We start from the raw sequence: 25,986 nt of genomic DNA, 5'->3' as shown, positions 1-25,986 counted from the left end.
TGAACAGATAAAATAAATATATTTTTATGGTTCTTATATGATTAGGATACTGTAGGGATTTTTGTTAGGAGGAAGAAATGGTGAGCACAAAATATATGATTGGTGTAGACATTGGGACAACTAGTACAAAATCAGTTCTATTTTCTACGGATGGATCTGTTATTGCAAGTCATGGAATTGAATATCCTTTATATTCTCCTACGCCGGAAACAGCAGAACAAGACCCAGAAGAAATTTTTCGTGCAGTAATACATACGATTAAAGAAACTGTACAGACAAGTAGTGTACAGCCGCATGATATTCTTTGTGTTTCTTTTAGTTCGGCAATGCATAGTATCATTGCTGTAGATGAAAAGGGAAAACCGTTAACGAGATGTATCACTTGGGCAGATAATAGAAGTGCAAGCTGGGCAGAGAAAATAAAGAATGATATGAATGGTCATGAAATTTATTTGCGTACTGGGACACCAATTCATCCGATGTCACCACTTTCGAAATTAGTTTGGTTACAGAATGAACAGGCAGAATTGTTCGCAAAAAGTTATAAATTTATTTCTATTAAAGAGTATGTTTTTTATAAGTTATATAAGGAGTATGTAATTGATTATTCTATAGCATCAGCAACAGGGATGTTTAATTTGGAATCTTTAAAATGGGATGAAGAGGCTTTACGTGTAGCGGGCATTACAGATGATAAGCTTTCTAAACTTGTTCCAACGACGCACAGCTTAACAGGATTAGATGAGGAGCTTGCCAAAGAAATGAATGTACTTGTTTCTACTCCATTTGTAGTAGGAGCGAGTGATGGAGTCCTATCCAATTTAGGTGTAAATGCAATAGATCCTGGCGTTGTTGCTGTGACAATTGGTACAAGCGGTGCGATACGTGCTGTAACAAATCGTCCTGTAACAGATCCAAAAGGTAGAATTTTTTGTTACGCCTTAACTGAAGACCATTGGGTAATTGGTGGACCGGTTAATAACGGTGGTATGATTTTCAGATGGGCTCGTGATCAATTAGGTACTTCAGAGATTGAGCTTGCGAAGCGTTTAGGAAAAGATCCATATGAAGTGCTTACTGAAATAGCAGCAAAAGTGAGTCCGGGGTCCGACGGTTTATTATTTCATCCGTATTTAGCAGGAGAAAGAGCTCCTTTATGGAATGCAAATGCACGAGGATCTTTCTTCGGACTTGGATTGCATCATAAGAAAGAACATCTTATCCGTGCTGTTTTAGAAGGAGTAATTTATAATTTATACACCGTTCTTCTCGCTTTAAAAGAACTCATTGGTGAACCGAAAAAAATTCAAGCGACAGGTGGTTTTGCAAGATCGGAACTTTGGAGACAGATGATGGCGGATATTTTCCATCAAGACGTATATGTTCCAGAAAGTTTCGAAAGCTCTTGCCTAGGAGCTGCAATCCTCGGTTTATATAGTTTAGGTGAAATAGATACATTATGCGTAGTATCTGAAATGGTAGGTGCGAATTTCCACCATGAACCAAACATGGAAAGTGTGGAAAAATATAAAGATTTAACACCGATTTATATTCGTCTGTCCCGTCAATTGGAGGAAGAATATGAAAGTATAGCAGCGTACCAAAAAAAGTGGGTTTAAAAGCTATTTAACAAGAAAATATGGTAACGTATAAAGAGGTACTCTAATTTTTTAGGATACTCTTTCAACATAAAACATTATAGGAAGTAAGATGAATGAAAAATATAGGGAGAGAGGGTTATGAAAATGAAGGATAATAAAGAGTTTATTGGATATGTTGGAACTTACACGAAAGAAAAAAGTGCAGGAATATATAAGTTTATTTTAGACACGGAAGCAAAGAAAATTAGTAATGTAACACTTGCGGCCAAGCTGGATAATCCTACATATGTAACGATTAACCGAAAGAATGAATATCTCTATTCCGTTGTTAAGGAAGGAGAATCTGGTGGTGTAGCTGCGCATTCGATTGATAGTAAAACTGGAGAGCTAAAGGAGAAAAATAGACAAGTGGTAGAAGGGGCTTCTCCTTGTCATGTGAGTGTTGATAGTGGGACTCACACGGTAGTTACAGCAAATTATCATAAAGGAACGATTGAGTCTTTCGCAGTAAATGAAGAAGATGGATCTGTAAATCCTGCGACCTCTATTATAACGCATAAAGGTTCAGGTCTGAATAAAGAAAAACAAGAGAAACCACATGCGCATTACGCAGGATATACGCCTGATGAAAAATATGTGGTAGGTGTTGATTTAGGGATAGATAAAATAATTACGTATGAAATAAAAGATAGTGTATTAAAAGAAGTGAATAGCTTGGCTGTAAATCCAGGAAGTGGTCCGAGACATATTACTTTTCATCCAAATGGAAAGTATGCGTATGTGATGACGGAGCTTAGTTCAGAGGTTATTGTGTTAACATATAATCCGGCAGAAGGAGCTTTTACAGAAGTACAGTATATTTCTACTATTCCTGCCGCGTTTGATGAAAATAATCAAGGAAGTGCGATTCATATTTCTTCTGACGGCCAGTTTGTATATGCAGGCAATCGTGGTCATAATAGTATCGCTGTTTTCAGTGTGGATCAAAACTCAGGTGAGCTTACATTTGTGGAACACACATCTACAGAAGGAAATTGGCCAAGAGACTTTGTATTAGATCCTACTGAAAAATTCCTTGTTGCTACAAATGAAAAGTCACATAATCTAGTACTATTTTCAAGAGATGAATCTACAGGGAAGTTAACGCTTATCCAATCTGACGTTGCTGTGCCAGAGCCTGTTTGTGTGAAGTTTTTAAATGCTTAAGTTGTGTTGAAGCTGAATGCATGCAGAGGTGTCGTTATTTGTCGGTAAGTCGATATCCTTTGTCGAAACGTCGATATATTAAAAAAAATCGTTGATATATTTGAAAAATCGTTGATATAATTTCATATGCCTAAAAAAAAGCAAAGCGATATCGCTTTGCTTTTTACTGTTTCTTTTTCGGTCTACGTACTAACTCGCCGCCGCAGTTTGGGCAAACGTTATGTCTTTCTTCTGTACATGGTGCGCAAAATGTACATTCATATACGCAAATGTATGCTTCAGAATCTTGCTCCAGCGATTGATCGCAAATTTGACAGTTTGTTTTCATTTGTAGTGCCATAGTAACTCTCCTTTTAGTTTGAATATTTACAATTTAATTATAATTCAATGAGCAGAGTTAGTCCTTTTCAATTGAAAGGAAATCGAATGATAAAGTTATGATTTGAAATGAAAGGCGCTCGTTTATTTTTAAATTGATTATTTCATGCAGTTAGAATATTATGAAATAGTCAAAAGACAACAGGGGGTATACATTTTGACTAATCATAACGATCATTTAAAAGCAAACTGCGAAAAATGCTTCGGTTTATGTTGTGTGGCGTTACCGTTCGCAGCATCGGTAGATTTTGCGGTGAATAAAGATGGTGGTAAACCATGTTCTAATTTACAGTCAGATTATAAATGTAGCATACATAAAGATCTTAGAGGAAAAGGTTATAAAGGTTGTACAGTATTTGAATGTTTCGGCGCTGGACAGAAGATTTCTCAAGTTACATTTAACGGGATTGATTGGCGGAAAGATGCTAAGCATGCGAGAAAAATGTATGATTCTTTTCCAGTTATGCATCAGCTCCATGAAATGCTTTGGTATTTGAATGAAGCCATTCTATTAAAGGCGACGCAGCCAATTCATAAAGATCTGAAGGAAGCTATTGAAGAGACAGAGCGTCTTGCGAATTTAAGTCCAGATGAGTTAATGAAAATAAATGTTCCATTACACAGAGCGGAAGTGAACATTCTTCTTTTAGAAACGAGCGAACTAGTTTGGAAGGAAATGAATACTGCGCGTAGGAAACGAATCATACACCGCGGCGCAGATCTTATGGGAGCAAACCTGAAAAAGAAAAATTTACAAGGGGCGAATTTAAGAGGAGCATATTTAATTGCGGCAAACTTAAATGGTGCAGACTTACGAGGGGCGGATCTCATTGGAGCAGATTTACGAGATGCAGATATTCGTGGGGCTGATTTTACAAATAGTATTTTTCTGACGCAAGTTCAAGTTAATGCGGCAAGAGGGGACAAACATACGAAATTACCGAAATTGTTGTCTCGTCCATCGCATTGGAGTGTGTAAAGAGTGTATACGAACAGGCAGAGATTAAGTATCTCTGCCTATTTTTCATTTCTTTTCAAAAGTAGTAATAAAAACACTACATATAATAAGAATACCACCAATAAAAAAGTTACTACTCAATGTTTCGTTTAAGAGTAACCAACCAAGCAACGATCCGACGATAGGTTGGAAGAAGAAAAATAACGAACCGATGCTAGCGTCCATTAATTCTAATCCTTTATTCCAAAGGAAAAAGGCACCTGCCGTTGAGACGATTCCTAAATAAAGTACGCCTAATACTACATATAGGTTCATATGTTCAATAGGGTTTGATTGAAATTCCCATACCATAAAAGGTGTAATAAAAAAGAGTGAAAAGAATATAGCGTACGTTGTAATCACTAAAGATGAAAATCGAGCTGAAGCAATTTTTACATAAATAGATAGTAAAGCCCACGTAATAGCTGCCCCGACTAATATGATTGTACCGATAAAATAGGAGCCAATTTCAATATCCCATCCGATTACGATAATGACACCGATTGTCGCTATGATGGTAGATAGTAATCTACGAGCGGTTAGTTTTTCTTTTAAAATGATCGCTGCAAATATAACCATAAATGCAGGTGTAGCTGATGTTACTAAAGATCCTGTATGAGCGTCGGATAATTTTGTTCCGATAAATTGACAAGTGATCGAAATGAAATATCCGATAAATCCAATCCAAGCGAATAATAGCCAATCTTTTTTACGAATGGTTACTGTTTTCTTTTGCTTTTTCTCAGTAATTTTTAAAATCATATACAAAACAACAAAAGCAATGATAAAGCGTAGCCAAACGAGTGTGAGTGGTGGGATAAAGTCGAGTACATATTTGCTAACAACATACATACCGCCCCATATACTAGCTGCTAGTGATAAACATATAGCTCCTAAAATGGTTTGTTTCATGTAAAGTACCTCCGTCTATTTTTAGGGTATGATGAGTTCCCTAAGACGAGGCATAGTGCACGTGTTATATGAATGCCCGTCTTAGTTTATAGACGGCCTACAGGTTGATCGTTTTCGAATGAAGTGTTGTAGTACATGTGTATTCCTCCTTCTTAAGTTATAATGATATTATAACTTAATTTTCTGATTATTGGAGGTTGTTATGAAATATATCGTTATAAAATCACATGTTAGCAATTATCCTGATCCAATTCGCTTAGAAGAGGGGGATGTAGTGAAAATGATAGAGAGTTACGATGGTCCTGAAAACTGGATGTTTTGTCACGAAGAGAAATATGACCGGAAAGGGTGGGTTCCGGAGCAAATTATAATGAAAAATATAACTGATGTAGGAATCATTACGAAACAATATACTGCCAAAGAATTAAATGTAAGTATTGGAGAAAGATTGATTGGGTTAGAAGAATTGAATGGATGGGTTTGGTGTGAAAAAACAGGTGGTGAGGATGGCTGGGTACCAAAGGAAAACTTACAAAAATATTAGTAATACGATTTGGTTATTAATATAGGAAACATATTTTTAGTTTATGAGTATATTGGTTGTAGGATGAAAAATAGATTAATAGAGAAAGAGGAGATTATTATAACTACAACCGTTATTTCTCATTTTTATAATGAAGAGTATTTATTACCGTGGTGGCTTGCTCATCATACGAAACTGTTTGATCATGGTATTTTAATTAATAAAGGCTCAACAGATCGTTCGGTGGAGATTTGTAAGAAATTCGCACCGCATTGGGAAGTGCGAAATTCTGTAAATCCAGAGTTTGATGCATATGCGACGGATCATGAAGTGATGAGGGTAGAACAAGAAATACAAGGATGGAAAATGATTTTAAATACGACTGAGTTTCTTTGTGTGCAAGATAAAAATCAGTTTTGGAAATCACTAAATGAATTGGGAGGGAGGATGTATTGGCTAGAAGGGCTTATTATGGTTGATGATCCTAACTACAGTTATCCGGACCTTAACTTTGGACTCCCTTTAATGAAACAGCGATTTCATGGTTATTTACCAGAAGATTGGCCGTTGTGGAGAAGAGGTAGATTTATTCATAATCATGAACACGGAAGTTATACAGTTGGAAGACATTTATCCGCGCATGAATCTATGATTTATCCGCCTCTTGCTTGTATATTATGGTTTGGATTTAGTCCGTGGAACGATGCGATGAGAAAGAGAAAGTTACAAATTGGTCCGACTCTTTCTGAAGCTAGTAAGCATGGGGGAATGGGGACGCATCATATTATTACGCCGGAAAGATTAGAAGAATGGTATAAGGAATTAGCGAGAGGAACGAAGGATTTACGTTTTAGTGATGCGTACCGTTATGTTTTTGTATAAATGATTCCCACCATGAAATTGTTTCTTCGATTCCTGTATTTAGATCGTATGTCGGTTTCCAGTTTACTTCAGTTTTTAAACGTTCTACATGAACGCCGACAAATAAAGGTTCATCTTTAGAGAAAGGTATTGCACCCAGTTTAATTAGATGTTCTTTTCCTATCTTTTTAGCGATGATAGAAGCTAACTCTTTAATTTGTACAGATTGACCAGAAGCGATATTGATTGTGTCTGTAACGCCATGTTCTAATACTGTTATGAGAGCATCAGCGACGTCGCTCACATGGAGGAAATCTCTTGATTGTTTTCCATGTGTACATAGTGCTTCCTCATTTTTTAATAAAGAAGTGATGATGTTAGAAACGAGTCGATTCCCTTGTTCGTGAGGGCCATACATATGAAAAATGCGGCCCCAACACATGCTGAGACCGGTTTGCTTGGCGTACGTTTGGAGCCAGGAGTGTAGTGCATTTTTACATAATGAATACGGGGTTTTATAAGAAAGAAGCGGTGAATCTTCAAATAATACACCGTTAAACCATTCATACTCTGCGCCAGTCCCGGCAACGACGACTCGCTTTCCGCCGCATGTTGTGAAGTGTTGAATCAATGAGATACTAGACGTAAGCCAATAGTAATTATTGATAGATACATAACACGCTGGCGGCACTGCTTCCCAAGCTAAATGAATGAGATGACTAGGCTTCATGTCGTAAATGAGTTTTTTTACTTCTTCATCGCAAAGTAAGTTGACTTTATGCCAATGGCAAGAAAGATGGGAAGGCTTATTTGTATTGTAAGTGGCGTGCACTTCATAGCCCTTTTGAATAAGAGAATGTACAACATATTTACCAATCCATCCGCTACCGCCTGTTACAAGGATTTTTTTCATGGCTCAATTACCTCAACTTCTGGTATTGTTACTAAAAATTTGCCGCCCCACTCACGAATGAAAGAGCATTCTTTCATAATCTCGTCTTTTAAATTCCAAGGAAGTATAAGAATGTAATCAGGTTTTGTACGTTTTATTTCTTCTGGAGATTTTATTGGAATGCGGGTTCCTGGTAGAAGGAGATTTTGTTTATGAGGGTTTTTATCTACTGTATAAGCTAGAAATTCTTTTCCTATCCCGCAATAATTTAAAAGGGTGTTTCCTTTAGCTGGCGCACCGTAACCGATAATTTGTTTGTTTAAAGCTTTCGCTTCGATAAAAAACTGTAAAATATTTATTTTCAATTGTTCGATGCGTTTAGAAAAAAGGAGATAACAGTCTAATGTATTTAGCCCGTGATCCACTTCTTTTTGAATTAATTTTGTAACACTAGAATGGATAGTTGATTCGTCACTATGATGTTTTACAAAAATACGTAAGGAACCACCGTGCGTTGCAAGTTCTTCTACATCGACAATTTGTAAATGATGGTGAGATAAAACTTTTTGCAGGCTTATAAGTGAGAAATAGGAGAAGTGCTCATGGTATATCGTATCAAACTGTTTAAAGGATATGAGATTTAATAAGTGCGGGAATTCAATTGTTATTGTTCCGTCTTGTTTTAATAACGTTTTTAAACCTGCCACAAAATCATGTAAGTTCGGAACGTGTGCTAATACGTTATTAGCAATGATTAAATCTGCTTGCGGTAATTTTTTTGCTAAGTCGTTGCTGAAAAAATTCACTTCAGTAGGAATTCCTTTTTGGATAGCGATTTCTGCTACATTTTTTGCTGGTTCAATTCCTAACGTTTCGATATGTTCTTTTTGAAAGTATTGTAATAAGTACCCATCGTTACTCGCGATTTCAACCACCTTTGAATGTTTCTTTAAGTGGAAGCGCTTAATCGCCATTTCTACATATTGTTTAGCATGCAGTAGCCAGCTGGATGAGTAAGAGCTAAAGTATAAATAGTCATGAAAAATATTGTGCGGAGATTCAAATTCATCTAATTGTACGAGTAAACAAGAGTGACAAACAAATGTGTGCAATGGATAAAATGGTTCCATTTTATATGAGTTTTCTGGAGAAACAAATGAGTTAGCGAGAGGAGAAACACCTAAATCTAAAAAAGTGTTGCTGAGTAATGAGTGGCAAAAACGGCATTTTTTCTGTTCCATTTTATAGCCCCCTTATAAATTTTTGAATGCATCGATTTGTTGTCGCGTGAAAGATTCGATATTTTCACCAGATGCATATTTTTTGTACCAATCAACAGTCCAAGTGATAGCCTTATCTGTTGATAACTTAGGAGTCCAGCCGAGTTTAGTTACTGCTTTTGTACTATCGAGTGTTAAAACAGGCGATTCATAAGGAGTGTTTGTAGAGGGGGAAGTGATTGTTAGTTGTTTATTCCATAATTTTATTACAGATTGAATGACATCATGAACGGTTCTGTTAGGTTCGTTCAACGGGCCGAAATTCCATGCTTCTGCATATGCAGCGTCTGTCCAAAGTTTTTCAGCTAAAAGGATATAGCCGTGTAAAGGATCTAATACGTGTTGCCACGGGCGAATAGCCTTTTTGTTTCTAATCGTTAATGTACTATCTTGTAAATATGCACGAATGACATCTGGGAATAATCGGTCTTCTTCCCAATCCCCACCACCGATGACGTTACCTGCTCTTACTGAGGCGAGTTTCTGAGTATTAGTGTGGAAGAATGATTTTTGATAGGATGTTGCCACTATTTCAGCGCAAGCTTTACTAGCACTATAAGGGTCGAAACCTCCTAGCCGGTCAATTTCCACGAATGCCCGGTTACCGATCCCGTCATTTTCATAACATTTATCACTTGTAACATTAATGATGCCACGTATACTTTCTGTATGTTTTGCAACTTCCAATACGTGAACAGTGCCTAAAACATTCGTTTTAAATGTTTCGATAGGATCTTTGTATGAAGTGGTGACGATTGGCTGGGCAGCTAAATGAAATAGTATGTCAGGGTTATGATGTTTTAGGGCGTGTAATAAAGAATCGTAATCTGTAATGTCGCCTTTAATTGTTATGCACTCTTTTGCTACGTTACATTGTTCAAAAAGATTAGGAATCGATGGGGGATGAGAAGAAAAGCCAACTACTTCTGCACCTAAAGAAGTTAAGAAAAGGGTGAGCCAAGAGCCTTTAAATCCAGTATGTCCCGTGATAAATACTTTTTTCTTATTCCAAAAAGATGAAGAAGCCATATTACCAAACCTTCCACGGAGCGTTATTACTTTCCCATAGCTCGACTAATTTATTTTTATCGCGCAATGTATCCATCGGATGCCAAAAACCAGTATGTTGATATGCTGATAGTTCGTTTTTGTTTACTAACTGAACTAAAGTGTCTGTTTCAAAAACAGACTTATCTCCACTAATGTAATTGAAAACTTCAGGGTTTAAAACGAAAAATCCACCGTTAACCCATCCGCCATCCCCGAGTGGCTTCTCTTGAAAAGATGTTACAGACTGTTTATCTAATATGAGAGAACCGAATCTACCAGGAGGTTGTACGGCGGTAACAGTTGCCATTTTTCCATGTTTTTTATGAAATGCAATAAGTTCTTTTATATTTACGTTACTTAATCCATCACCATAAGTGAGGCAGAAAGGTTCGTCTCCAACAAAATTTTGAATTCTTTTCACTCGTCCTCCCGTTTCGGTAGTTACACCAGTATCGATTAGTGTAACTTTCCATGGTTCTACACGTTGAGAATGGCTAGTAATTGTATTATCGCTTAAATGTATCGTGAAATCTGACATGTGTAAGTTGTAATTTAGAAAGAACTCTTTAATTGCATATCCTTTATACCCTAAGCAAATAATAAACTCTGTAATGCCGTAATGGCTATACAAACTCATAATGTGCCATAGAATAGGTTTTGTTCCAATTTCAATCATAGGTTTCGGTTTTAAATGTGTTTCTTCCCCAATCCTTGTCCCGTATCCACCAGCAAGAATAACAGCTTTCATTTTTTCCTCCTAAAATAAAAATTTATAATATATACAGTATTCATATTGTATGCAAATGGTTTTGTTTTTGACTAAGTGCGTAAAAATGTGTGGAAAATGATGGTGTGAGAAATATTAAGGTTTAAATTTAGGGAATAATTGTTGATATTCAGGGTGATTGCGTAGATCCTGTGTTGCATTAGTTAATGTTAAAAATCGAGCTTCGAGTTCTTCAGAAGACCGCCCATATTGTTTTTGAAGTCCTAATCGAACGCCCTTTTTTGAGAGGGTGGGTGTAATTTGTAATTTTCTTGCCTTTGTATGTTCGTTCCAAGGGCTAAAATAAAATTTAAAAATGAATGAAGGGAAGTTATAAACGATAGGTTGGTGCCGAGTAAAATGTCTGCCTGGTAAATATGCACCATCAAGATGGTTGTGTATAAATCTCCAGGCACAGCCGATTGCTGGGTTATAAGGAAAGAGCCCGTGATATCGTTGTTCTACTAAAGGAATGGAATATCTTAGTTTTGAATAATTGTAATCATGCTTATCAATCATGACAATCATTCTAATTGCATACATATTTTGGCCTAACGTATGAAGTGATGAGAAAAATTCTTCTACATTGTTACAGCAAAGAAATTCTGTAGTATTTAATACCATCTTCCAACCTGAAACTTCTCTTTCAATTTCCATTACCTCAATATCAGTATTAGTGGGATCGAATTCAAGGAATCTTGAATCTCGTACTTCCCAGTGGGGAGCAAATAATTTACAAATTTCAACGGAACGATCTGTAGAACCTCTATTAATTAATATACCGTGATCAAATATTTTTGTATGATGCATAAGCCACCATGGTAATAAATACTCCTCGTTATAAAAGTGAGAGATAATAGTTTTAGTAATTTTAATCTCCTCCAATAGCATGAATAATAATTTTAATTAAATATTATTATCATATGTTTTGTATTAAAAAAGGTTGAAAGGAATATGCGATTCTATGATGATATTTTCATAGTAATGTAGTATGGGAAAAATAATTCGATTATAAGAATTAAGTAATGTATTGTTAATTTACAAAATGATAAAATGGTAAGTGGAATTGTGTATAAATTATGAATAATAAACCGTCACGTTTGACTGTACAGTTTATGTATTGTATGATGTTAGTAATATAAACAAGGGGGGAAGATCGTTGGGAAGGTGTATCGAATCGGACAGTTGGCTCTCATGGCTCACGTGTCGAAACGAACGATTGATTATTATACGAATCTAGGTATCTTAAAAGCGGAGCGATCTCAATCTAATTATCGCTATTACGACGAAACAGCATTTGAAACATTACAATTTATTGAGAAGTGCAAAGAAATGCATATGCCGCTTTGTGAGATTAAAGAGAAAATCGAGGAGAAGAAGAAGCTGCTCGGTATCAATGAACACGTTTCGAAACAAGTGAATGAAGTGACAGACCATATTCATCGATTAGAAGCAGAGTTAACAGAGTTAAAGCCGCTTTTAGATGGATTGACTGATTCACAACGTGAAAAAATATCGAAATCTTTATCTGGTCAAACGACAGCTTTAATACAGACACTTGCTCTATTATTATAGAAAAAGTGAAATCCGACCTCTTTAATTTTTGTATCGGGCTATGTTTTCTAAGAAACAAATAAGAAAACATTATAGTATACAGGAGGTGGACACCTTAGTTTTTTAACTAAGGGGATTCATTGGAAATATTTAATTTAGTCATGGTTGCGATTTTAATCGCATTTACTGGATTTTTCGTAGCAGCTGAGTTTGCGATTGTAAAAGTACGTTCAAGTCGTATTGATCAGCTTGTTGCAGAAGGAAAACGCGGTGCTTTAGCAGCGAAAAAGGTAACAACAAATTTAGATGAATATTTATCTGCTTGTCAATTAGGTATTACAGTTACAGCTATGGGATTAGGTTGGTTAGGTGAACCGACAATTGAAAAGTTATTACACCCGTTATTTGAGAAATGGAACTTAAACCCTTCTATTTCATCAGTATTAACATTTGGTCTTGCTTTTATGATTATGACGTATTTACACGTTGTAGTAGGGGAATTAGCTCCGAAAACGATGGCAATTCAAAAGGCTGAAAAGGTAACGTTATTATTGGCAGGTCCATTAATGATGTTCTATAAAGTAATGTATCCATTTATTTGGGTATTGAACGGTTCAGCTCGTGTTGTAACTGGATTATTCGGTTTAAAACCAGCTTCAGAACATGAAGTAGCTCATACTGAAGAAGAATTACGCCTTATCCTTTCAGATAGCTATGAAAGTGGCGAGATTAATCAAGCTGAATACAAGTATGTAAATAACATTTTTGAATTTGATAATCGTATTGCAAAAGAAATTATGGTACCGCGAACAGAAATCGTTGGTTTCTACCTGGAAGATTCAGTAGAAGAACACATGAAAGTAATCCAAAATGAGCGATACACACGTTATCCGATTTTTGGAGAAGATAAAGATGATATTATCGGTATGGTCAACGTAAAAGATTTCTTTATTCGATATATGACCGAGGATCAAAAAGATTTATCATCCATTCGCTCGTATATGCGTCCGATTATTGAAGTGATGGAAACAACTCCAATTCACGATTTATTACTTCAAATGCAGAAGAAGCGAATTCCGATGGCTGTTTTATATGATGAGTACGGAGGAACAGCTGGAATTGTAACGCTTGAGGACATCTTGGAGGAAATCGTCGGCGAAATTCGTGATGAATATGATGAAGATGAAGCACCACCAATTCAACATGTGAACGAGCAACATATCATTGTTGATGGAAAAGTGCTTATCTCAGAAGTGAAAGATTTATTTGGATTACACATTGAAGAAGATGATGTGGATACAATTGGTGGATGGATTATGATGCAAAATCATGAAATCGAAGAAGGGCAACACGTTGAGGCAGAAGGTTATGAATTTAAAGTGTTAGAAAAAGACGCTTACCAAATTAAACGTGTTGAAATTCGTAAGATGGAACAAGAACAAGAAGAAGAGAAAGCAGCAACTGTGTAAGTTGCTGCTTTTCTTCTAAAGTACAAAAAATGAGAACTTAGGAGCGGATATTTTGATTCAAGTAGCCTTACGTGTATATCGATTACAATTGTATGTGATCTTTAGTGGTTTACTACTTATGTGGACGATTACTCCGTTTGGAAAACAAGTAACAGGGTTTGGGATCGGATTAGCTGTAAGTGCATATTGCCTTTGGTTATTAGCTCGTAGAGTGGAGAAACTTGGGAAAAGTATTGTAATGAAGGAAAAGGCTCCAGGGTTAGGAGTTTTAAACCGATTTGCAGCGGCTATTTTAGGAGCTATTATCATGTATGAAATTGAGCATGAAATGGAAATGTGGGCATTTGGTACAGGCATTTTAGGTGGTCACTTTTTAATGATTGCGAATTTAGCTTATGCAAATATGCAGGTAGTGAAAGAAGAAGAGAAGAAAAGGGAACATGCTTCGAAAAACATAGAGCTATGATGAGAGGGACCTAATGGGGTTCCTTTTTTAGTTTAGCGATATGATACAAGTAACCAAATTAACGACAAATATAATACGCTTCTTTTTTGCGTTTTTCAATAGTATGAAAAATAATAAAAAAAAAATTTAAAAACCCATCGATTTCTAAAGGTTATGTATGTTATCATGACAAAAGACTTTTTGAAAGAGGTGGATACCAATGTTACAAGCGCTACTTATTTTTGTGCTTCAAATTATTTACGTTCCCATTTTAACAATTCGTACGATTTTGCTTGTAAAGAATCAAACAAGATCCGCTGCTGGCGTAGGATTGTTAGAAGGAGCTATTTACATTGTCAGTTTAGGTATTGTGTTTCAAGATTTATCAAATTGGATGAACATCGTTGCCTATGTCATTGGCTTTAGTGCGGGACTGTTATTAGGCGGTTATATAGAGAATAAATTAGCAATTGGTTATATTACGTATCAAGTTAGTTTACTAGACCGTTGTAATGAATTAGTAGATGAGTTACGTCACTCTGGATTTGGCGTTACAGTATTTGAAGGTGAAGGTATTAATTCGATACGTTATCGCTTAGATATCGTTGCAAAACGTTCTAGAGAAAAAGAACTATTAGAAATCATTAATGAAATTGCACCGAAAGCGTTTATGTCTTCTTATGAAATTCGTTCATTTAAAGGCGGATATTTAACGAAGGCGATGAAGAAGAGAGCGTTAATGAAAAAGAAAGATCATCATGCATCGTAAAGAAAAGGGAGTAGTGCCGTTTTAAAAGTTCCCATATGTAAAAGAGAGGAATCTACATTGAAATAGATTCCTCTCTTTTTTATTGTTAATTGAAAAACTAAATCGTATAATTGTTTTTTTTACTCATCCTCAAATTAATGATTAGCCATATAACTTGAAAAAATACAGGTATGATAAACGCGATTAATATAACGATAAGTGATAGGGATTTAATTTCGGGTGTTTGAATGACACCAGCACCATCCACATCTCGTAGCCAAATAATAGCTGCCCATATTCCAAAAACGATAATCCAAAATAGGTTACCAATCCACCAAGAAATCCATCGTTTTTTCATGTTAGCCCCCCTTACATGTATCTACTGTTAAAAGTATATTTTCGTTCGTTACATTTATAATGAAACAACTTTAAAATTAGTTTTTAACTGTATATCTAACTTGTTTGAAGGTGACTATTTCTCCATCATCATTATTATCTTTCGTTTGCAAAAGTTGAACTTTTGGTTTGTAGTCTGTCCGATGAGCGTGTTCGATATCTTTAATGTTAAGCTTGTAGGATTCACCATTCTTTAGCTTTTGTTCCAACACTTTTTTATTAGCAACATAAATAAAAGTCACTTTATTTTCATCAATACCTTCAGTCTTAATTTCTAATTCATTATCTTTTGTTGTAATCGTTGGTGTTAATAATTCCATACTGGCGTTTCCGGTTTCTAAAGAATTTTCTGCTATAGTTGAACATCCTGATAGTATGATTCCGGTGAATAGAAGAACAAGTAATTTCCTTTTCATAACATTCCCTCGATTCTATGTGATTTCTGATTTTGGCATTGTTAGATTGCTAGTGTTTTATGTAAACGTTTAGTGAGCATTCTTTTTGATTGTACCATAATATGTAAAATGACGCAGGCTGTATATCCAATTTAAAGGAGATTGAAAGTTTACTTATTGCTGTAAATTAGTATTTTTACAGTAGGCATATATCTTCTTTAGGAAATCCTTTTTCGTATTTAAAATATGTAATGAAATAAAACCAATAAGTCCTATTCCGCCAAAAATAAGCCATGGTGTATACACCCCGCTTAAGTTGGATGTAAAAGATGTACCGGTATAATTACCGATGATAAAACCAAATGCGAGTGATAGTTGATAAAATCCAAAGAAAGTGGCTGTATATGATTCATTACTGTAATTTGCAATAGCGATATCAGCGTTAGGTAATACGAGTGTTTCACCGATTGTAAATAAAATTACACAAATAAAGAGCCAATATGGGTGTTGAAATAAAGGAATGAGTAAAAAGGAAATACTCATTAATAAAACACCGTATTTAATAATCGAAAGTGTGTTGTATTTGTGGAATAATTTTCGGAATAATACCATAAATATGACGCCTGTTATTGCATTTATCGTAATAACGAGTGTAGCAAGTTGATTGCTATTACTAATGTTTTTCATATGAAGTGGAAGTGCGACAGTAAGCTGAGTAAACATAATATAGAAGAAAATCATGATAAAGGAAAACAGAAGGAAAGACTTGTTTTGTAAGATGGCCTGTATTCCTAATGTAATAGACGTGTTTTCAGTAGTGACTTGGAAGTGATTTTTAAGTAAGTAAAAGATAAAAGCAAATAACAGCATAAGAAATCCTGTTAGAGAGAAAGCATAGATTGGATCGAGTAAGAGTAAAAACCCTCCTGCAATTGGTCCGATTATTGCACCGCAATTAAAGCTAAGGTTTAAATATGTAAATAAATTTTTTCTCAAATGAGCTGGCTGTGAGCCAAATATAGCGCGAGCGGCAGGTTCGTAAAATGTTGTTCCGAAGCCAATAAGTGCAGAAGAAATAGAAATTGTATAGAAATCAGAGCATATTCCTAAAGCGATAAATCCGATTCCTCTCAAAAATAAACCGGCTACCATCATAATGATATAGCCTATTTTGTCAGCAATTAATCCTGAGAATAAAGGGATAACTCGTGATGTAATTATCATAACCGTCAACACTGTTCCTACTTGAAAAGCTGAAAAATGGAGAAAGGTTAATAGATAAATAGCTAAAAATGCGTATACTGCAAAATAACCAAAAGACATAAAAAATGAAGAAATAAGCATGAAACGTATCGGTGTTGAGAAACTTTTCATAGAACTCCTCCTAATATTGTAACCAGTAAATTTTTTTAGCGGTTAACTATTTTATATTATAATTATACATAAAGTCAGAAAAAAGTAAATTTTAAGAAGAAGGTGGATCGAATTGAATCAAAACGCACCAAATAAACTAGAATATATTCGGGAATTTTTAAATACATGGAGAATACCAAACGATACGAGAGAAGCAATTGATTTGCTGCAAACAGAAGAGGATATAAAGAAATTTATGAAAGAATCTTTTCATGAAGAGCTTCTATTTCATACGATAGAGGAATTAAAAAGTTTTCGAGAAGATATTCGGGCGGCAATTGAAGGTGAAGGATCATTGCAAAAATGGTTAGAGAAATACCCATTTCATGTACATATAAAGGAAGATATGAAAGGTATTACATATGAACCAGTATACGAAGAGAATGTGTATACAAAAATATTAAGCATTGTGTTTATCTCGATTCAAGAAAATTTGTGGGGAAGGTTAAAAGCATGTCCAGATTGTCGCTGGGTATTTTATGATCATTCGCGAAATGGAAGCAAAAGATGGTGCGGTATGTATGCTGGTGAAGAAGGAGGCAGAGCATGCGGTACAATTGCAAAAGTGAAAAATTACCGAGCAAAGAGAAAAGGAAGAACGGGTTATAATGTGTAATTAATAGTAGGGGAAGAAAATGGATGGGAGAATGTAGCATATGAAAGGTACACAAATGATAGCATTAAATAAAAAGTGTTGGGATACAGTTGCACCTTATTTCTTTCAAGTGGATTGTTTACCGAAATATGGCCCATATACAGCGTCTGAAGATGAAATTCATTTGTTTGATTCAATTAAAGGTAAAAAGGTTCTTGATATTGGATGTGGAAGTGGGCATTCGTTGCAATATATGGCGGAACATGGCGCAGAAGAATTGTGGGGACTTGATCTTTCGAGCACACAAATTGAAACGGCACATAAAACGTTACAGTCGTGGAATCCAAAGTTAATATGTGGAGCAATGGAAGAGGAAAGGGATATTCCGAAAGGGTATTTTGACATAGTATACTCCATTTATGCATTAGGTTGGACTTCAGATTTAAGAAAAACGTTGGAATTGATTTATTCGTATGTAAAGCCAGAAGGAAGCTTTATTTTTAGCTGGGAGCATCCCGTATATTCAAACTTAATGTATGGAACAAAGGAGATTGCTTTCAGCTCGTCTTATCATGAAGAAACTCCTATTACGTTTGAAACATTTAAAGGGGAAGATGTACAAGCGACATTATATAAACGAAAAATGAGTACATACATAAATGAGTTAAATAGAGCAGGATTTACAATTGAGAGAATAGAAGAGCCTGAAACATCGAGCTTGTTTGATGAAGAACTAGCTGAGCCGTCTACGAAATATTATTCTTTATATAAAGCTAGAATGGTGCCGACTACTTTTATTATTAAGGCGAGAAAGTAAAGTGTTTTATAAAAAGAAGCCTATCATTTCAAATAAATGAAATGATAGGCTTCTTTATTTTTAAAAAAATGAGGTCAAAGGTGTACTTTTCTTATAAAAATGCATTTCATATAAAAGGTGTAATTATTTTGGGGAAGGGGGATTGTTGTGCGTCATCATAGAAAGTGCAAAAAATTTGGAGTGGCACTGCCTCTTCCACTTATAGGAGCAACTGGCCCAACTGGTAATAGTGGCCCGATTGGTCCAACTGGAGGGCATGAAGGTCCTGTTGGTCCTACAGGGGTGACTGGCCCGACGGGAGCAACTGGACCTCAAGGTCCTCAAGGTATCAAGGGAATACAAGGTCCCCGAGGGACAACAGGAGCACAAGGAATACAAGGAGCTATTGGTGATACAGGAGAGCAAGGTATAACCGGCCCAACTGGTCTCCAAGGTGCTCAAGGATTAATCGGAAACCAAGGTCTAATTGGTGATATTGGAGTACAAGGATTAGAAGGGGTACAAGGAGCGATTGGACCTGCCGGTAGTCAAGGTATACAAGGTCCCCAAGGAATACAAGGAGAGATAGGTGAGCGAGGACAAACGGGAGCACAAGGAATACAAGGTGTGATAGGTGAAGCTGGTATTACAGGTGTAACAGGTCCCCAAGGTTCTCAAGGAGCACAAGGAATACAGGGGGAGGAGGGAACTACAGGTATACAAGGAGAAGAAGGTCCACAAGGAATACAAGGAATTACTGGAGAGCAAGGACACCAAGGTGATCAAGGGATACAAGGTGTAGTAGGCCCAACCGGTTCTACTGGTCCGCAAGGCCCTCAAGGTATAAGTGGAATAAAGGGGATAACCGGTGTAACAGGCCCTCAAGGTCCACAAGGTGTTCAGGGAATACAAGGAGTAAGTGGATCTACAGGTTTTCAAGGAGCAAAAGGAGTACGAGGGATAACTGGAGCAACCGGTTCAACTGGTACACAAGGTGTAGAAGGTCCTCCTGGGGGACCGACAGGAGCAACAGGTCCCATTGGTCCATCTAGTGGAGTGACTGGTCCATCTGGCCCGCCCGGTCCACCTGGGGGGCCAACAGGTCCAACGGGCGAAACTGGTGCACGGGGGATAACAGGGGGAACTGGTGCGATAGGAGCACAAGGGTTACAAGGAATAACTGGTCCAACTGGTCCTCAAGGTGTAAGAGGGGCACAAGGAGCTCAAGGTGTAGTTGGAGCAGTTGGATTTCAAGGAGCGCAGGGACCCCAAGGCTTTCAAGGGATAACAGGAGCAACCGGTGTAGAAGGTCCACAAGGAATACAAGGTCCGCAGGGAGCAATCGGTCCAACGGGTGCAGAAGGTCCTAAAGGAGTGCAAGGTATACAAGGAGTAACAGGTCCAACAGGAGCACAAGGAATGCAAGGGTTACAAGGTATACAAGGTCCAACAGGAGTGGCAGGAGCTGCAGGAGCTCAAGGTGCACAAGGCATACAAGGCGCAACCGGGCCAGCTGGAGCACAAGGCATACAAGGTGCACAAGGAATCCGAGGAGAAACAGGGGCAGCTGGAGTACAAGGAATCCAAGGAGTTCAAGGGATACAAGGGATAACGGGATTGACAGGTCCGCAAGGTGCACAAGGTCCTCAAGGGGTGCAAGGAATAATAGGGCCGACTGGAGCTATTGGTTCCCAAGGACCTCAAGGAATACAAGGTATAGTAGGCCCAACAGGAGCGCAAGGCTCTCAAGGTATGCAAGGTATACAAGGAATAACAGGTCCGACAGGTGCGCAAGGAATTAGAGGTCCCCAAGGGAATCTAGGAGAAAACGGGATAACAGGTCCTCAAGGGGTGCAAGGTGCACAAGGTATTGAGGGACCCGAGGGACCACAAGGAAATATTGGGGCTACGGGTGTAACTGGAGAAACAGGAGTGACAGGAGAAGCAGGGGCGACAGGAGCACAAGGAATACAAGGCGTTCAAGGGATTATGGGGATACAAGGAAGTACAGGAATGACCGGACCAACTGGAGCAACGGGAGTAACCGGGATACAAGGTTCTCAAGGTATACAAGGCCCACAAGGACCAACTGGAGCAAGGGGAGCGACAGGGGTTAGCGGTAGTGTAGGACCGGCCGGAGCGCAAGGTAGTCAAGGACCTATTGGAGCTGTGGGACCTACCGGAGCCACTGGTAGTGCAGGTTCAATAGGTTTCTTGGGAATAGCGGGAGCGACTGGAGCGACTGGTTTACCAAGCGGGGGTGGTTATTTCTTTTCTACTTCAACGAGTGCAATTGCAGCGAATGCGTTAATACCAATTAATTCCGGATCTACAGTTTTTGGTTCTGGTGTCAGTTTAACAAATGCAACAACTGTAACGTTAAGTACGCCGGGAATCTATTTAGTAAGCTATTATTTTCAAGGCGATCCAACTGCTGGAAATGAAACGATTTCAGTGAGGCTTACTTTAAATGGAACACAAGTCGCAGGGAGTTTTATTTTTTATGTTACAGGAGGTACTTTTATATTAGAACCAGCAGTTTCGAATACGATGGTTATTGAAGTTACTGCTTCAAATGCAACTTTGTCTTTACAAAATGGTCCATTAGCTATCGGCCATGTAACGACATTATCTGGTGTGATAACAGCTAGTTTAAATGTATTAAAAATAGTTTGATACGTTAGTTATAACGGGGGAGATGCTTGTGAAGGATCAAGATAAGTGTAGTAAGTTTCAAGCACCTATTCCTTTTCCGGCGTCAGGTATTACGGGACCAACAGGTCCAACGGGTCCGACAGGTTCTTTAGGTGGACCAACAGGACCACAAGGAATACAAGGCGTACAAGGGCCAATTGGTCCAACGGGTCCGACAGGAATACAAGGAGTGCAAGGGGTGCAGGGAGAAAATGGTCCAACTGGCCCAACTGGTTTAACTGGACCACAAGGTTCTCAAGGTAATCAAGGACCTATGGGAGAACGAGGCCCACAGGAAATACAAGGTGTTCAAGGAATACAAGGAGAAAGAGGTCCAACGGGTCCAACAGGTATTCAAGGAATACAAGGAATTCCTGGCCCAATCGGTCCAACCGGTCCAACAGGAATACAGGGCGTACAAGGAGTGCAAGGAGAAATCGGTCCAACAGGCCCAACAGGAATACAAGGTATACAAGGAGTGCAGGGAGAAATCGGTCCAACGGGTCCAACAGGAAATACGGGTATACAAGGTGTTCAAGGGGATTTAGGGAATAGTGGTTTACAAGGTGTAACAGGTATACAAGGTATTCAGGGACCAATTGGCCCGACTGGTCCAACAGGATCTCAAGGAATTCAAGGAGAACAAGGGCCAATGGGACCAACAGGGGCAACTGGCGTTCAAGGTTTACAAGGTCCACAAGGTGAGATGGGGCTAACCGGTCCAACAGGATCTCAAGGAATTCAAGGAGTGCAAGGTGTAATAGGACCAACTGGCCTAACAGGCTTGCAAGGGGATCCAGGTCCAACAGGCCCGACTGGTCCAACAGGAGTAACTGGTCCAACAGGATCTGCAACAGGTCCAACGGGAGCAACCGGCCCAACCGGACCGCCAGGAGGTCCGACCGGTCCAACAGGTCCAGCAGGATCACCAGGAGGTCCAACAGGCCCGACGGGAGCGACTGGAATTCAAGGAGTGCAAGGAGTACAGGGACCAACTGGAGCAACAGGTTTAACAGGTTTGCAAGGAGTGCCGGGACCAATGGGGGCAACGGGTCCAACGGGTGATCAAGGTATTCAAGGACCTCAAGGTGTAATGGGAGTAACAGGTCCAACCGGTCTACAAGGTTTACAAGGGATACAGGGACCGGTAGGAGCAACCGGCCCAACCGGCCCGCAAGGTGTGCAAGGGGCACAGGGGCCAATCGGGCAGGCAGGACCACAAGGAATTCAAGGCATACAAGGTGAGCAAGGCGTAAGGGGAGCAACGGGTCCAACTGGTTTACAGGGGTTACAAGGGATTCAAGGCATACAGGGACCAACTGGACCCCAAGGAATCCAAGGAGTACAAGGGCTGAGCGGCATAACAGGCCCAACCGGTCCACAAGGAATTCAAGGTATACAGGGACCTCAAGGAAATATAGGTCCAACCGGTTCGACTGGAATCCAAGGAGTGCAAGGTCCAGAGGGTCCAACTGGTCCAACAGGGGCAACAGGGCCACAAGGAATTCAAGGTATACAAGGTATACAAGGCCCAACCGGTCCACAGGGCATTCAAGGAATCCAAGGAATCCAAGGGCCTATTGGTCCAACCGGCCCAACTGGACCGCAAGGAATTCAAGGGATAACCGGTTCGACGGGACCAACCGGAGCAACTGGAGCAACAGGGCAGGCGGGAGTAACGGGTCCTCAAGGTCCACAAGGAATTCAAGGACCACAAGGAGTAACAGGGCAGACGGGAGCAACTGGAGAGACAGGAGCAACGGGCTCACAAGGTCCACAAGGAATCCAAGGACCACAAGGGATAACAGGTTCAACTGGTGCAACCGGCCCGACGGGAGCGACGGGTCCAACCGGTCCACAAGGAATCCAAGGTCCACAGGGTGTGACCGGAGCAACCGGAGCGACTGGAGTGATAGGAGCAACAGGACCGACAGGAATCCAAGGGATACAAGGAATCACCGGAGCAACAGGGAGAACGGGAGTAACAGGCCCAACCGGAGCAACGGGTCCAACCGGCTTAACTGGAGCAACAGGATCTTCTGCTATATCAACAGGTGGTGGCTATTTCTTTTCGACCTCAACAAGTACAATTGCAGCAAATGCCAACATTCCAATTAATTCAGGATCCACTGTATATGGAACTGGTGTATCTTTAACTAGTGCTACGACAGTCACAGTAGCGACGCCAGGAATATATTTAGTAAGTTATTATTTTCAAGGGGATGCAACTGGTGGGAATGAAACGGTGTCTGTGAGATTACTATTAAACGGAACACAAGTAGCAGGGAGTTTTATACAAAATGTAACGATATCAACTGTAGTAATTGAACCAGCCATTTCAAATACGCTTCTTGTGAATGTAACGAGTGCCAATTCAACATTAATATTACAAAATGGTCCGTTAGGGGTAGGGCATGTAACGACCATAGCAGGTGCAATTACAGCAAGTTTAAATGTAGTGAGAATTTTATAAGAAAAATCAAAAACACAAGGGATGTCTTTTTAGACACACCTTGTGTTTTTGATGTTAAATGAACTATTTCCTTATCTTTTCGGCTGAAAAATATGTTGAAAGAAGTATTTGTGATGTAAGTTATCTACAATTTTATTTGCTTGGTATGTGCGATGTTGTTCGAGTCGAAGTCTTTGCTCCATCATTTTGATTGCGTGATCAGATAAACGTAACATAGCGCATGTCTCCTTTTCTATAAATATAGGTGTCTATTTGGTATCGATCCCATATTTATAATTAAGGAGGCAAAATGTGTAACATAGGCAAAAAGCACCTTCCTCTCCCATTACGCTTACGAGGTTAGCTGTCGGACTCGGGAAGTGAGAGTTTCCCTACTTAAATAAGATTCGCCCCAAGTAGCATAGCTACAAAAATGGTTCCCCCGCTCCAAATTTTGGACTCAGCAAAAGGTTTTATAAAGTAAAAGATAACACAAATAATCAGGTTAGTCAAACTATTCATTGTTTTCTGTCTTTTTTAACGAGGTTAAAATCACACCATCAGGCAATACGATATTTTGTACTTCGATAAAGCCATGTTTTTTATATAAAGACAAAGCAGGTGTATTTTCTTTCCCTGTTTGTACAATATATGTTTTGGAAGGGGAGAACATGTCAAATACATAAAGTAGTAGTTTTGTTGCAATCCCTTTATGAAAATGATCAGGGGATACTACTAAACGATGAATATCCACTTCTTCTTCATCTATTTTAAAAGAAATAAAACCAGCAAGTGTATCTTCAAAAAAATAGCCGTAAAAAATTTCATCACAAGATTGAATATCGGCTACAGTATCATAAAGTCGAGGGATAGCTGTACTATTTATATATTTTGCCTCGATTTTATAAGCGGATATTTGAATATTTAAAATAGAAGTAGCCGTGTTGTGAGAAGTTGTTATTAATTTTTGAATCATAGTGTAAAAACCTCCTTGTAGACTTTATTTTCGTAGATTTGACAACATTTTTCTTTTTTGGATATAATAATTATAATAGTTACATAATCATTTAGTATTAGAAAGAAATACACCATAATAGAAATGGAGGACTAAAAATGGGGTGGATTATCACATTAATAGTTGGTGCTATTATAGGTGCAATTGCTAGTTCTATAACGGGTAAAAATTTCCCAGGTGGTATGTTCGGTAATATAATTGCAGGTTTATTAGGTGCTTCGTTAGGTGGTAAGTTATTTGGGTCCTTTGGGCCATCATTTGGTGGGATTCATGTCGTGCCAGCATTATTAGGAGCAATCGTGTTAATTTTTATTGTATCATTTGTAGTGAAAGCTGCAAAGAAATAGATATATATAGATTATGATGAAAAGCCCTGAATAAGGGCTTTTCATCATTCGAAGAGGTGGTTTCGTTGGAGAAAATAAATATAAGAAAAAGAGATAAGCTGAAAAAGTTTTTTAGAGAACACAATTATTTAGCAGTGTTACTTGGGTTTGCACTATTGTTCATTAATATTTTATTACTAACAAAAATATCATTTGTTTTTACGCCGTTTATCGTCTTTTTAAAAACAATTTTCTTCCCAGTATTATTAGCGGGCGTACTATTTTACATTTTGCATCCATTCGTTTCGCTTTTAGAAAAGAAAGGTGTTTCAAGAATCGTATCAATAGCCTCGATATACTTAATCGTAATTGGATTATTTGTGTTTTTAGTTTTAACGGTTATTCCAATTATTAAAGATCAAATTGATGCATTAATAGATAACTTACCGTATTTCGGTCATGAAATTGAACGAGCAGCACGTAGATTTGGGGAAAGTAATTTACTAGGAAAAATTCAGGAGAATTTAAATATTGATGTAGCGAGTATGGTAAAGGACTATACAGTTGATTTTACGAAATCTTTATCATCAGTAACAGGAAATGTAACTGGATTTTTAAGTACTATTACAGAGGTCGTTTTAACGTTTGTAATGGTTCCGTTTATATTGTTCTATCTTTTAAAAGATGGTGAGCAATTACCAAATCACTTTTTAAAGTTTATTTCAGAACAAAGACGACCAGCAGCGATGAGAATACTAGACGATATGCATTATGCGATTAGCTCGTATATTAGAGGACAAATTATCGTTAGCTTATTTATCGGTATTATGCTATTAATTGGTTACCTTATTATCGGTATTAAATATGCAGTACTACTCGCTATTTTAGCGATGATTGTAAATATCGTTCCGTACGTAGGACCAATTATCGCAATTACACCAGCGTTAATTATTGCGTTTATTGATTCGCCGGGGATGGTTTTAAAGGTAATTATTGTAATGATGGTTGTACAATTAGCAGAAGGTAAATTTATTTCTCCGCAAGTCATGGGGAAAAAGCTAGATATTCACCCGATTACTATCATTTTTATTATTTTAACTGCCGGAAATTTATTTGGAATTATGGGGATTATTTTAGCAATTCCAGGGTATGCGATATTAAAGGTGTTAGTAACGCATGGTTATCGATTTGTTAAGTTGAATACGTGAAAAAAGCTAGAACA

General features: G+C 38.1%; 27 protein-coding genes and 1 riboswitch. Of the genes, 15 read left to right on the top strand and 12 right to left on the bottom strand.

What is annotated here, in order from left to right; genetic code table 11:
- Nucleotides 1–77: 77 nt before the first annotated feature.
- Nucleotides 78–1,619, top strand: a complete 1,542-nt coding sequence (gene gntK / locus EGX95_RS15260) for a gluconokinase (RefSeq protein WP_000255196.1) — start codon at nucleotides 78–80, stop codon at nucleotides 1,617–1,619.
- Nucleotides 1,620–1,739: 120 nt separating this feature from the next.
- The gene (locus EGX95_RS15255) at nucleotides 1,740–2,807 is read left to right on the top strand and encodes a lactonase family protein (protein WP_000782207.1); all 1,068 of its coding nucleotides are present in this window, start codon (nucleotides 1,740–1,742) and stop codon (nucleotides 2,805–2,807) included.
- Nucleotides 2,808–2,970: 163 nt separating this feature from the next.
- Here the strand turns inward: EGX95_RS15255 and EGX95_RS15250 are convergent, their stop codons facing one another.
- The gene (locus EGX95_RS15250) at nucleotides 2,971–3,147 is read right to left on the bottom strand and encodes a DUF1272 domain-containing protein (protein WP_001207874.1); all 177 of its coding nucleotides are present in this window, start codon (nucleotides 3,145–3,147) and stop codon (nucleotides 2,971–2,973) included.
- 195 nt (nucleotides 3,148–3,342) lie between these two features.
- Between EGX95_RS15250 and EGX95_RS15245 the strand changes: the two genes are divergently transcribed.
- Nucleotides 3,343–4,164 (top strand): pentapeptide repeat-containing protein, encoded by an 822-nt coding sequence (locus EGX95_RS15245; RefSeq protein WP_000181449.1) that lies wholly within the window; start codon nucleotides 3,343–3,345, stop codon nucleotides 4,162–4,164.
- Between the two features lie 45 nt (nucleotides 4,165–4,209).
- On the opposite strand, the gene EGX95_RS15240 is transcribed toward EGX95_RS15245, so the two are convergent.
- Entirely contained in the window at nucleotides 4,210–5,094 is an 885-nt protein-coding gene (locus EGX95_RS15240) for a DMT family transporter (RefSeq protein WP_000814745.1), read from the bottom strand.
- Nucleotides 5,095–5,296: 202 nt separating this feature from the next.
- Between EGX95_RS15240 and EGX95_RS15235 the strand changes: the two genes are divergently transcribed.
- Together EGX95_RS15235 and EGX95_RS15230 are read left to right on the top strand one after the other, a co-directional pair.
- Nucleotides 5,297–5,638 (top strand): SH3 domain-containing protein, encoded by a 342-nt coding sequence (locus EGX95_RS15235; RefSeq protein ID WP_000875280.1) that lies wholly within the window; start codon nucleotides 5,297–5,299, stop codon nucleotides 5,636–5,638.
- A gap of 63 nt (nucleotides 5,639–5,701) precedes the next feature.
- A complete protein-coding gene (locus EGX95_RS15230) occupies nucleotides 5,702–6,499 on the top strand; it encodes a glycosyltransferase family 2 protein (RefSeq protein WP_000797329.1) in 798 nt (265 codons plus the stop codon).
- Here the strand turns inward: EGX95_RS15230 and EGX95_RS15225 are convergent.
- From EGX95_RS15225 to EGX95_RS15205, 5 genes are all read right to left on the bottom strand, one after another.
- The gene (locus tag EGX95_RS15225; RefSeq protein WP_000723106.1) at nucleotides 6,468–7,391 is read right to left on the bottom strand and encodes an NAD-dependent epimerase/dehydratase family protein; all 924 of its coding nucleotides are present in this window, start codon (nucleotides 7,389–7,391) and stop codon (nucleotides 6,468–6,470) included. The two genes, EGX95_RS15230 and EGX95_RS15225, sit on opposite strands and share 32 nt — an antisense overlap.
- On the bottom strand, nucleotides 7,388–8,611 hold the full coding sequence (locus EGX95_RS15220) for a class I SAM-dependent methyltransferase (protein WP_000435748.1): 1,224 nt from the start codon (nucleotides 8,609–8,611) through the stop codon (nucleotides 7,388–7,390). The genes EGX95_RS15225 and EGX95_RS15220 overlap by 4 nt, the downstream gene beginning before the upstream one ends.
- Before the next feature lie 12 nt (nucleotides 8,612–8,623).
- Entirely contained in the window at nucleotides 8,624–9,679 is a 1,056-nt protein-coding gene (gene rfbG / locus EGX95_RS15215; RefSeq protein WP_123805645.1) for a CDP-glucose 4,6-dehydratase, read from the bottom strand.
- 1 nt (nucleotide 9,680) lies between these two features.
- On the bottom strand, nucleotides 9,681–10,448 hold the full coding sequence (gene rfbF, locus EGX95_RS15210; protein WP_000648799.1) for a glucose-1-phosphate cytidylyltransferase: 768 nt from the start codon (nucleotides 10,446–10,448) through the stop codon (nucleotides 9,681–9,683).
- Nucleotides 10,449–10,562: 114 nt separating this feature from the next.
- Nucleotides 10,563–11,357 (bottom strand): glycosyltransferase family 2 protein, encoded by a 795-nt coding sequence (locus tag EGX95_RS15205; RefSeq protein ID WP_002028078.1) that lies wholly within the window; start codon nucleotides 11,355–11,357, stop codon nucleotides 10,563–10,565.
- Between the two features lie 276 nt (nucleotides 11,358–11,633).
- On the opposite strand from EGX95_RS15205, the gene EGX95_RS15200 reads away from it, so the two are divergent.
- From EGX95_RS15200 to EGX95_RS15185, 4 genes are all read left to right on the top strand, one after another.
- A complete protein-coding gene (locus tag EGX95_RS15200; protein ID WP_000285637.1) occupies nucleotides 11,634–12,041 on the top strand; it encodes a MerR family transcriptional regulator in 408 nt (135 codons plus the stop codon).
- Nucleotides 12,042–12,160: 119 nt separating this feature from the next.
- Nucleotides 12,161–13,489 carry a hemolysin family protein gene (locus EGX95_RS15195; RefSeq protein ID WP_000402268.1) on the top strand — a complete coding sequence of 443 codons (1,329 nt, stop codon included), beginning with the start codon at nucleotides 12,161–12,163 and terminating at the stop codon, nucleotides 13,487–13,489.
- Between the two features lie 52 nt (nucleotides 13,490–13,541).
- Entirely contained in the window at nucleotides 13,542–13,955 is a 414-nt protein-coding gene (locus EGX95_RS15190; RefSeq protein WP_000616837.1) for an ATP synthase subunit I, read from the top strand.
- A 199-nt stretch (nucleotides 13,956–14,154) separates the two neighbouring features.
- The gene (locus EGX95_RS15185) at nucleotides 14,155–14,703 is read left to right on the top strand and encodes a DUF2179 domain-containing protein (protein ID WP_000938439.1); all 549 of its coding nucleotides are present in this window, start codon (nucleotides 14,155–14,157) and stop codon (nucleotides 14,701–14,703) included.
- A 97-nt stretch (nucleotides 14,704–14,800) separates the two neighbouring features.
- Here EGX95_RS15185 and EGX95_RS15180 read toward each other — a convergent pair whose 3' ends face one another.
- The 3 genes from EGX95_RS15180 to EGX95_RS15170 all read right to left on the bottom strand — a co-directional run bounded on the left by EGX95_RS15180 (nucleotide 14,801) and on the right by EGX95_RS15170 (nucleotide 16,847).
- Nucleotides 14,801–15,040, bottom strand: coding sequence for a DUF3923 family protein (locus EGX95_RS15180; protein WP_000747692.1), 240 nt, complete (start codon nucleotides 15,038–15,040; stop codon nucleotides 14,801–14,803).
- Between the two features lie 76 nt (nucleotides 15,041–15,116).
- Entirely contained in the window at nucleotides 15,117–15,494 is a 378-nt protein-coding gene (locus tag EGX95_RS15175; protein WP_000823782.1) for a hypothetical protein, read from the bottom strand.
- 153 nt (nucleotides 15,495–15,647) lie between these two features.
- The gene (locus tag EGX95_RS15170; protein WP_000834854.1) at nucleotides 15,648–16,847 is read right to left on the bottom strand and encodes an MDR family MFS transporter; all 1,200 of its coding nucleotides are present in this window, start codon (nucleotides 16,845–16,847) and stop codon (nucleotides 15,648–15,650) included.
- Nucleotides 16,848–16,959: 112 nt separating this feature from the next.
- Here EGX95_RS15170 and EGX95_RS15165 point away from each other — a divergent pair, with 112 nt between their 5' ends.
- The 4 genes from EGX95_RS15165 to EGX95_RS15150 all read left to right on the top strand — a co-directional run bounded on the left by EGX95_RS15165 (nucleotide 16,960) and on the right by EGX95_RS15150 (nucleotide 23,444).
- Nucleotides 16,960–17,502, top strand: a complete 543-nt coding sequence (locus EGX95_RS15165; protein ID WP_001072953.1) for a CGNR zinc finger domain-containing protein — start codon at nucleotides 16,960–16,962, stop codon at nucleotides 17,500–17,502.
- Nucleotides 17,503–17,542: 40 nt separating this feature from the next.
- The gene (locus tag EGX95_RS15160; protein WP_000679170.1) at nucleotides 17,543–18,298 is read left to right on the top strand and encodes a class I SAM-dependent methyltransferase; all 756 of its coding nucleotides are present in this window, start codon (nucleotides 17,543–17,545) and stop codon (nucleotides 18,296–18,298) included.
- A gap of 147 nt (nucleotides 18,299–18,445) precedes the next feature.
- Nucleotides 18,446–20,953: a collagen-like protein gene (locus tag EGX95_RS15155; protein WP_001215794.1), complete on the top strand. Its 2,508-nt coding sequence runs from the start codon at nucleotides 18,446–18,448 to the stop codon at nucleotides 20,951–20,953.
- 22 nt (nucleotides 20,954–20,975) lie between these two features.
- On the top strand, nucleotides 20,976–23,444 hold the full coding sequence (locus EGX95_RS15150) for a BC_3345 family exosporium-associated protein (RefSeq protein WP_097648788.1): 2,469 nt from the start codon (nucleotides 20,976–20,978) through the stop codon (nucleotides 23,442–23,444).
- Between the two features lie 71 nt (nucleotides 23,445–23,515).
- On the opposite strand, the gene EGX95_RS30445 is transcribed toward EGX95_RS15150, so the two are convergent.
- A complete protein-coding gene (locus tag EGX95_RS30445) occupies nucleotides 23,516–23,659 on the bottom strand; it encodes a hypothetical protein (protein WP_000945244.1) in 144 nt (47 codons plus the stop codon).
- 97 nt (nucleotides 23,660–23,756) lie between these two features.
- Nucleotides 23,757–23,899: riboswitch (cyclic di-AMP (ydaO/yuaA leader) on the bottom strand.
- Nucleotides 23,900–23,937: 38 nt separating this feature from the next.
- The gene (locus EGX95_RS15145) at nucleotides 23,938–24,399 is read right to left on the bottom strand and encodes a GNAT family N-acetyltransferase (RefSeq protein WP_000615118.1); all 462 of its coding nucleotides are present in this window, start codon (nucleotides 24,397–24,399) and stop codon (nucleotides 23,938–23,940) included.
- 137 nt (nucleotides 24,400–24,536) lie between these two features.
- Here EGX95_RS15145 and EGX95_RS15140 point away from each other — a divergent pair, with 137 nt between their 5' ends.
- Together EGX95_RS15140 and EGX95_RS15135 are read left to right on the top strand one after the other, a co-directional pair.
- Nucleotides 24,537–24,785 (top strand): GlsB/YeaQ/YmgE family stress response membrane protein, encoded by a 249-nt coding sequence (locus tag EGX95_RS15140; protein ID WP_000539725.1) that lies wholly within the window; start codon nucleotides 24,537–24,539, stop codon nucleotides 24,783–24,785.
- A 65-nt stretch (nucleotides 24,786–24,850) separates the two neighbouring features.
- On the top strand, nucleotides 24,851–25,972 hold the full coding sequence (locus EGX95_RS15135; RefSeq protein WP_000411471.1) for an AI-2E family transporter: 1,122 nt from the start codon (nucleotides 24,851–24,853) through the stop codon (nucleotides 25,970–25,972).
- Nucleotides 25,973–25,986: the final 14 nt, after the last annotated feature.

This window comes from Bacillus sp. FDAARGOS_527 (genome assembly GCF_003812125.1).
Taxonomy (GTDB): Bacteria; Bacillota; Bacilli; order Bacillales; family Bacillaceae_G; genus Bacillus_A; species Bacillus_A paranthracis.
This window is presented reverse-complemented; position numbering and strand designations above follow the sequence as displayed.

Excerpts from the sequence above, each read along its gene's own strand:
- gntK (WP_000255196.1), top strand. The coding sequence starts at position 78 with ATGGTGAGCACAAAATATATGATTGGTGTAGACATTGGGACAACTAGT.
- EGX95_RS15255 (WP_000782207.1), top strand. The coding sequence starts at position 1,740 with ATGAAAATGAAGGATAATAAAGAGTTTATTGGATATGTTGGAACTTAC.
- EGX95_RS15250 (WP_001207874.1), bottom strand. The coding sequence starts at position 3,147 with ATGGCACTACAAATGAAAACAAACTGTCAAATTTGCGATCAATCGCTG.
- EGX95_RS15240 (WP_000814745.1), bottom strand. The coding sequence starts at position 5,094 with ATGAAACAAACCATTTTAGGAGCTATATGTTTATCACTAGCAGCTAGT.
- EGX95_RS15235 (WP_000875280.1), top strand. The coding sequence starts at position 5,297 with ATGAAATATATCGTTATAAAATCACATGTTAGCAATTATCCTGATCCA.
- EGX95_RS15230 (WP_000797329.1), top strand. The coding sequence starts at position 5,702 with ATGAAAAATAGATTAATAGAGAAAGAGGAGATTATTATAACTACAACC.
- EGX95_RS15225 (WP_000723106.1), bottom strand. The coding sequence starts at position 7,391 with ATGAAAAAAATCCTTGTAACAGGCGGTAGCGGATGGATTGGTAAATAT.
- EGX95_RS15220 (WP_000435748.1), bottom strand. The coding sequence starts at position 8,611 with ATGGAACAGAAAAAATGCCGTTTTTGCCACTCATTACTCAGCAACACT.
- rfbG (WP_123805645.1), bottom strand. The coding sequence starts at position 9,679 with ATGGCTTCTTCATCTTTTTGGAATAAGAAAAAAGTATTTATCACGGGA.
- rfbF (WP_000648799.1), bottom strand. The coding sequence starts at position 10,448 with ATGAAAGCTGTTATTCTTGCTGGTGGATACGGGACAAGGATTGGGGAA.
- EGX95_RS15205 (WP_002028078.1), bottom strand. The coding sequence starts at position 11,357 with ATGCTATTGGAGGAGATTAAAATTACTAAAACTATTATCTCTCACTTT.
- EGX95_RS15185 (WP_000938439.1), top strand. The coding sequence starts at position 14,155 with ATGTTACAAGCGCTACTTATTTTTGTGCTTCAAATTATTTACGTTCCC.
- EGX95_RS15180 (WP_000747692.1), bottom strand. The coding sequence starts at position 15,040 with ATGAAAAAACGATGGATTTCTTGGTGGATTGGTAACCTATTTTGGATT.
- EGX95_RS15175 (WP_000823782.1), bottom strand. The coding sequence starts at position 15,494 with ATGAAAAGGAAATTACTTGTTCTTCTATTCACCGGAATCATACTATCA.
- EGX95_RS15170 (WP_000834854.1), bottom strand. The coding sequence starts at position 16,847 with ATGAAAAGTTTCTCAACACCGATACGTTTCATGCTTATTTCTTCATTT.
- EGX95_RS15160 (WP_000679170.1), top strand. The coding sequence starts at position 17,543 with ATGAAAGGTACACAAATGATAGCATTAAATAAAAAGTGTTGGGATACA.
- EGX95_RS15150 (WP_097648788.1), top strand. The coding sequence starts at position 20,976 with ATGCTTGTGAAGGATCAAGATAAGTGTAGTAAGTTTCAAGCACCTATT.
- EGX95_RS30445 (WP_000945244.1), bottom strand. The coding sequence starts at position 23,659 with ATGTTACGTTTATCTGATCACGCAATCAAAATGATGGAGCAAAGACTT.
- EGX95_RS15145 (WP_000615118.1), bottom strand. The coding sequence starts at position 24,399 with ATGATTCAAAAATTAATAACAACTTCTCACAACACGGCTACTTCTATT.
- EGX95_RS15140 (WP_000539725.1), top strand. The coding sequence starts at position 24,537 with ATGGGGTGGATTATCACATTAATAGTTGGTGCTATTATAGGTGCAATT.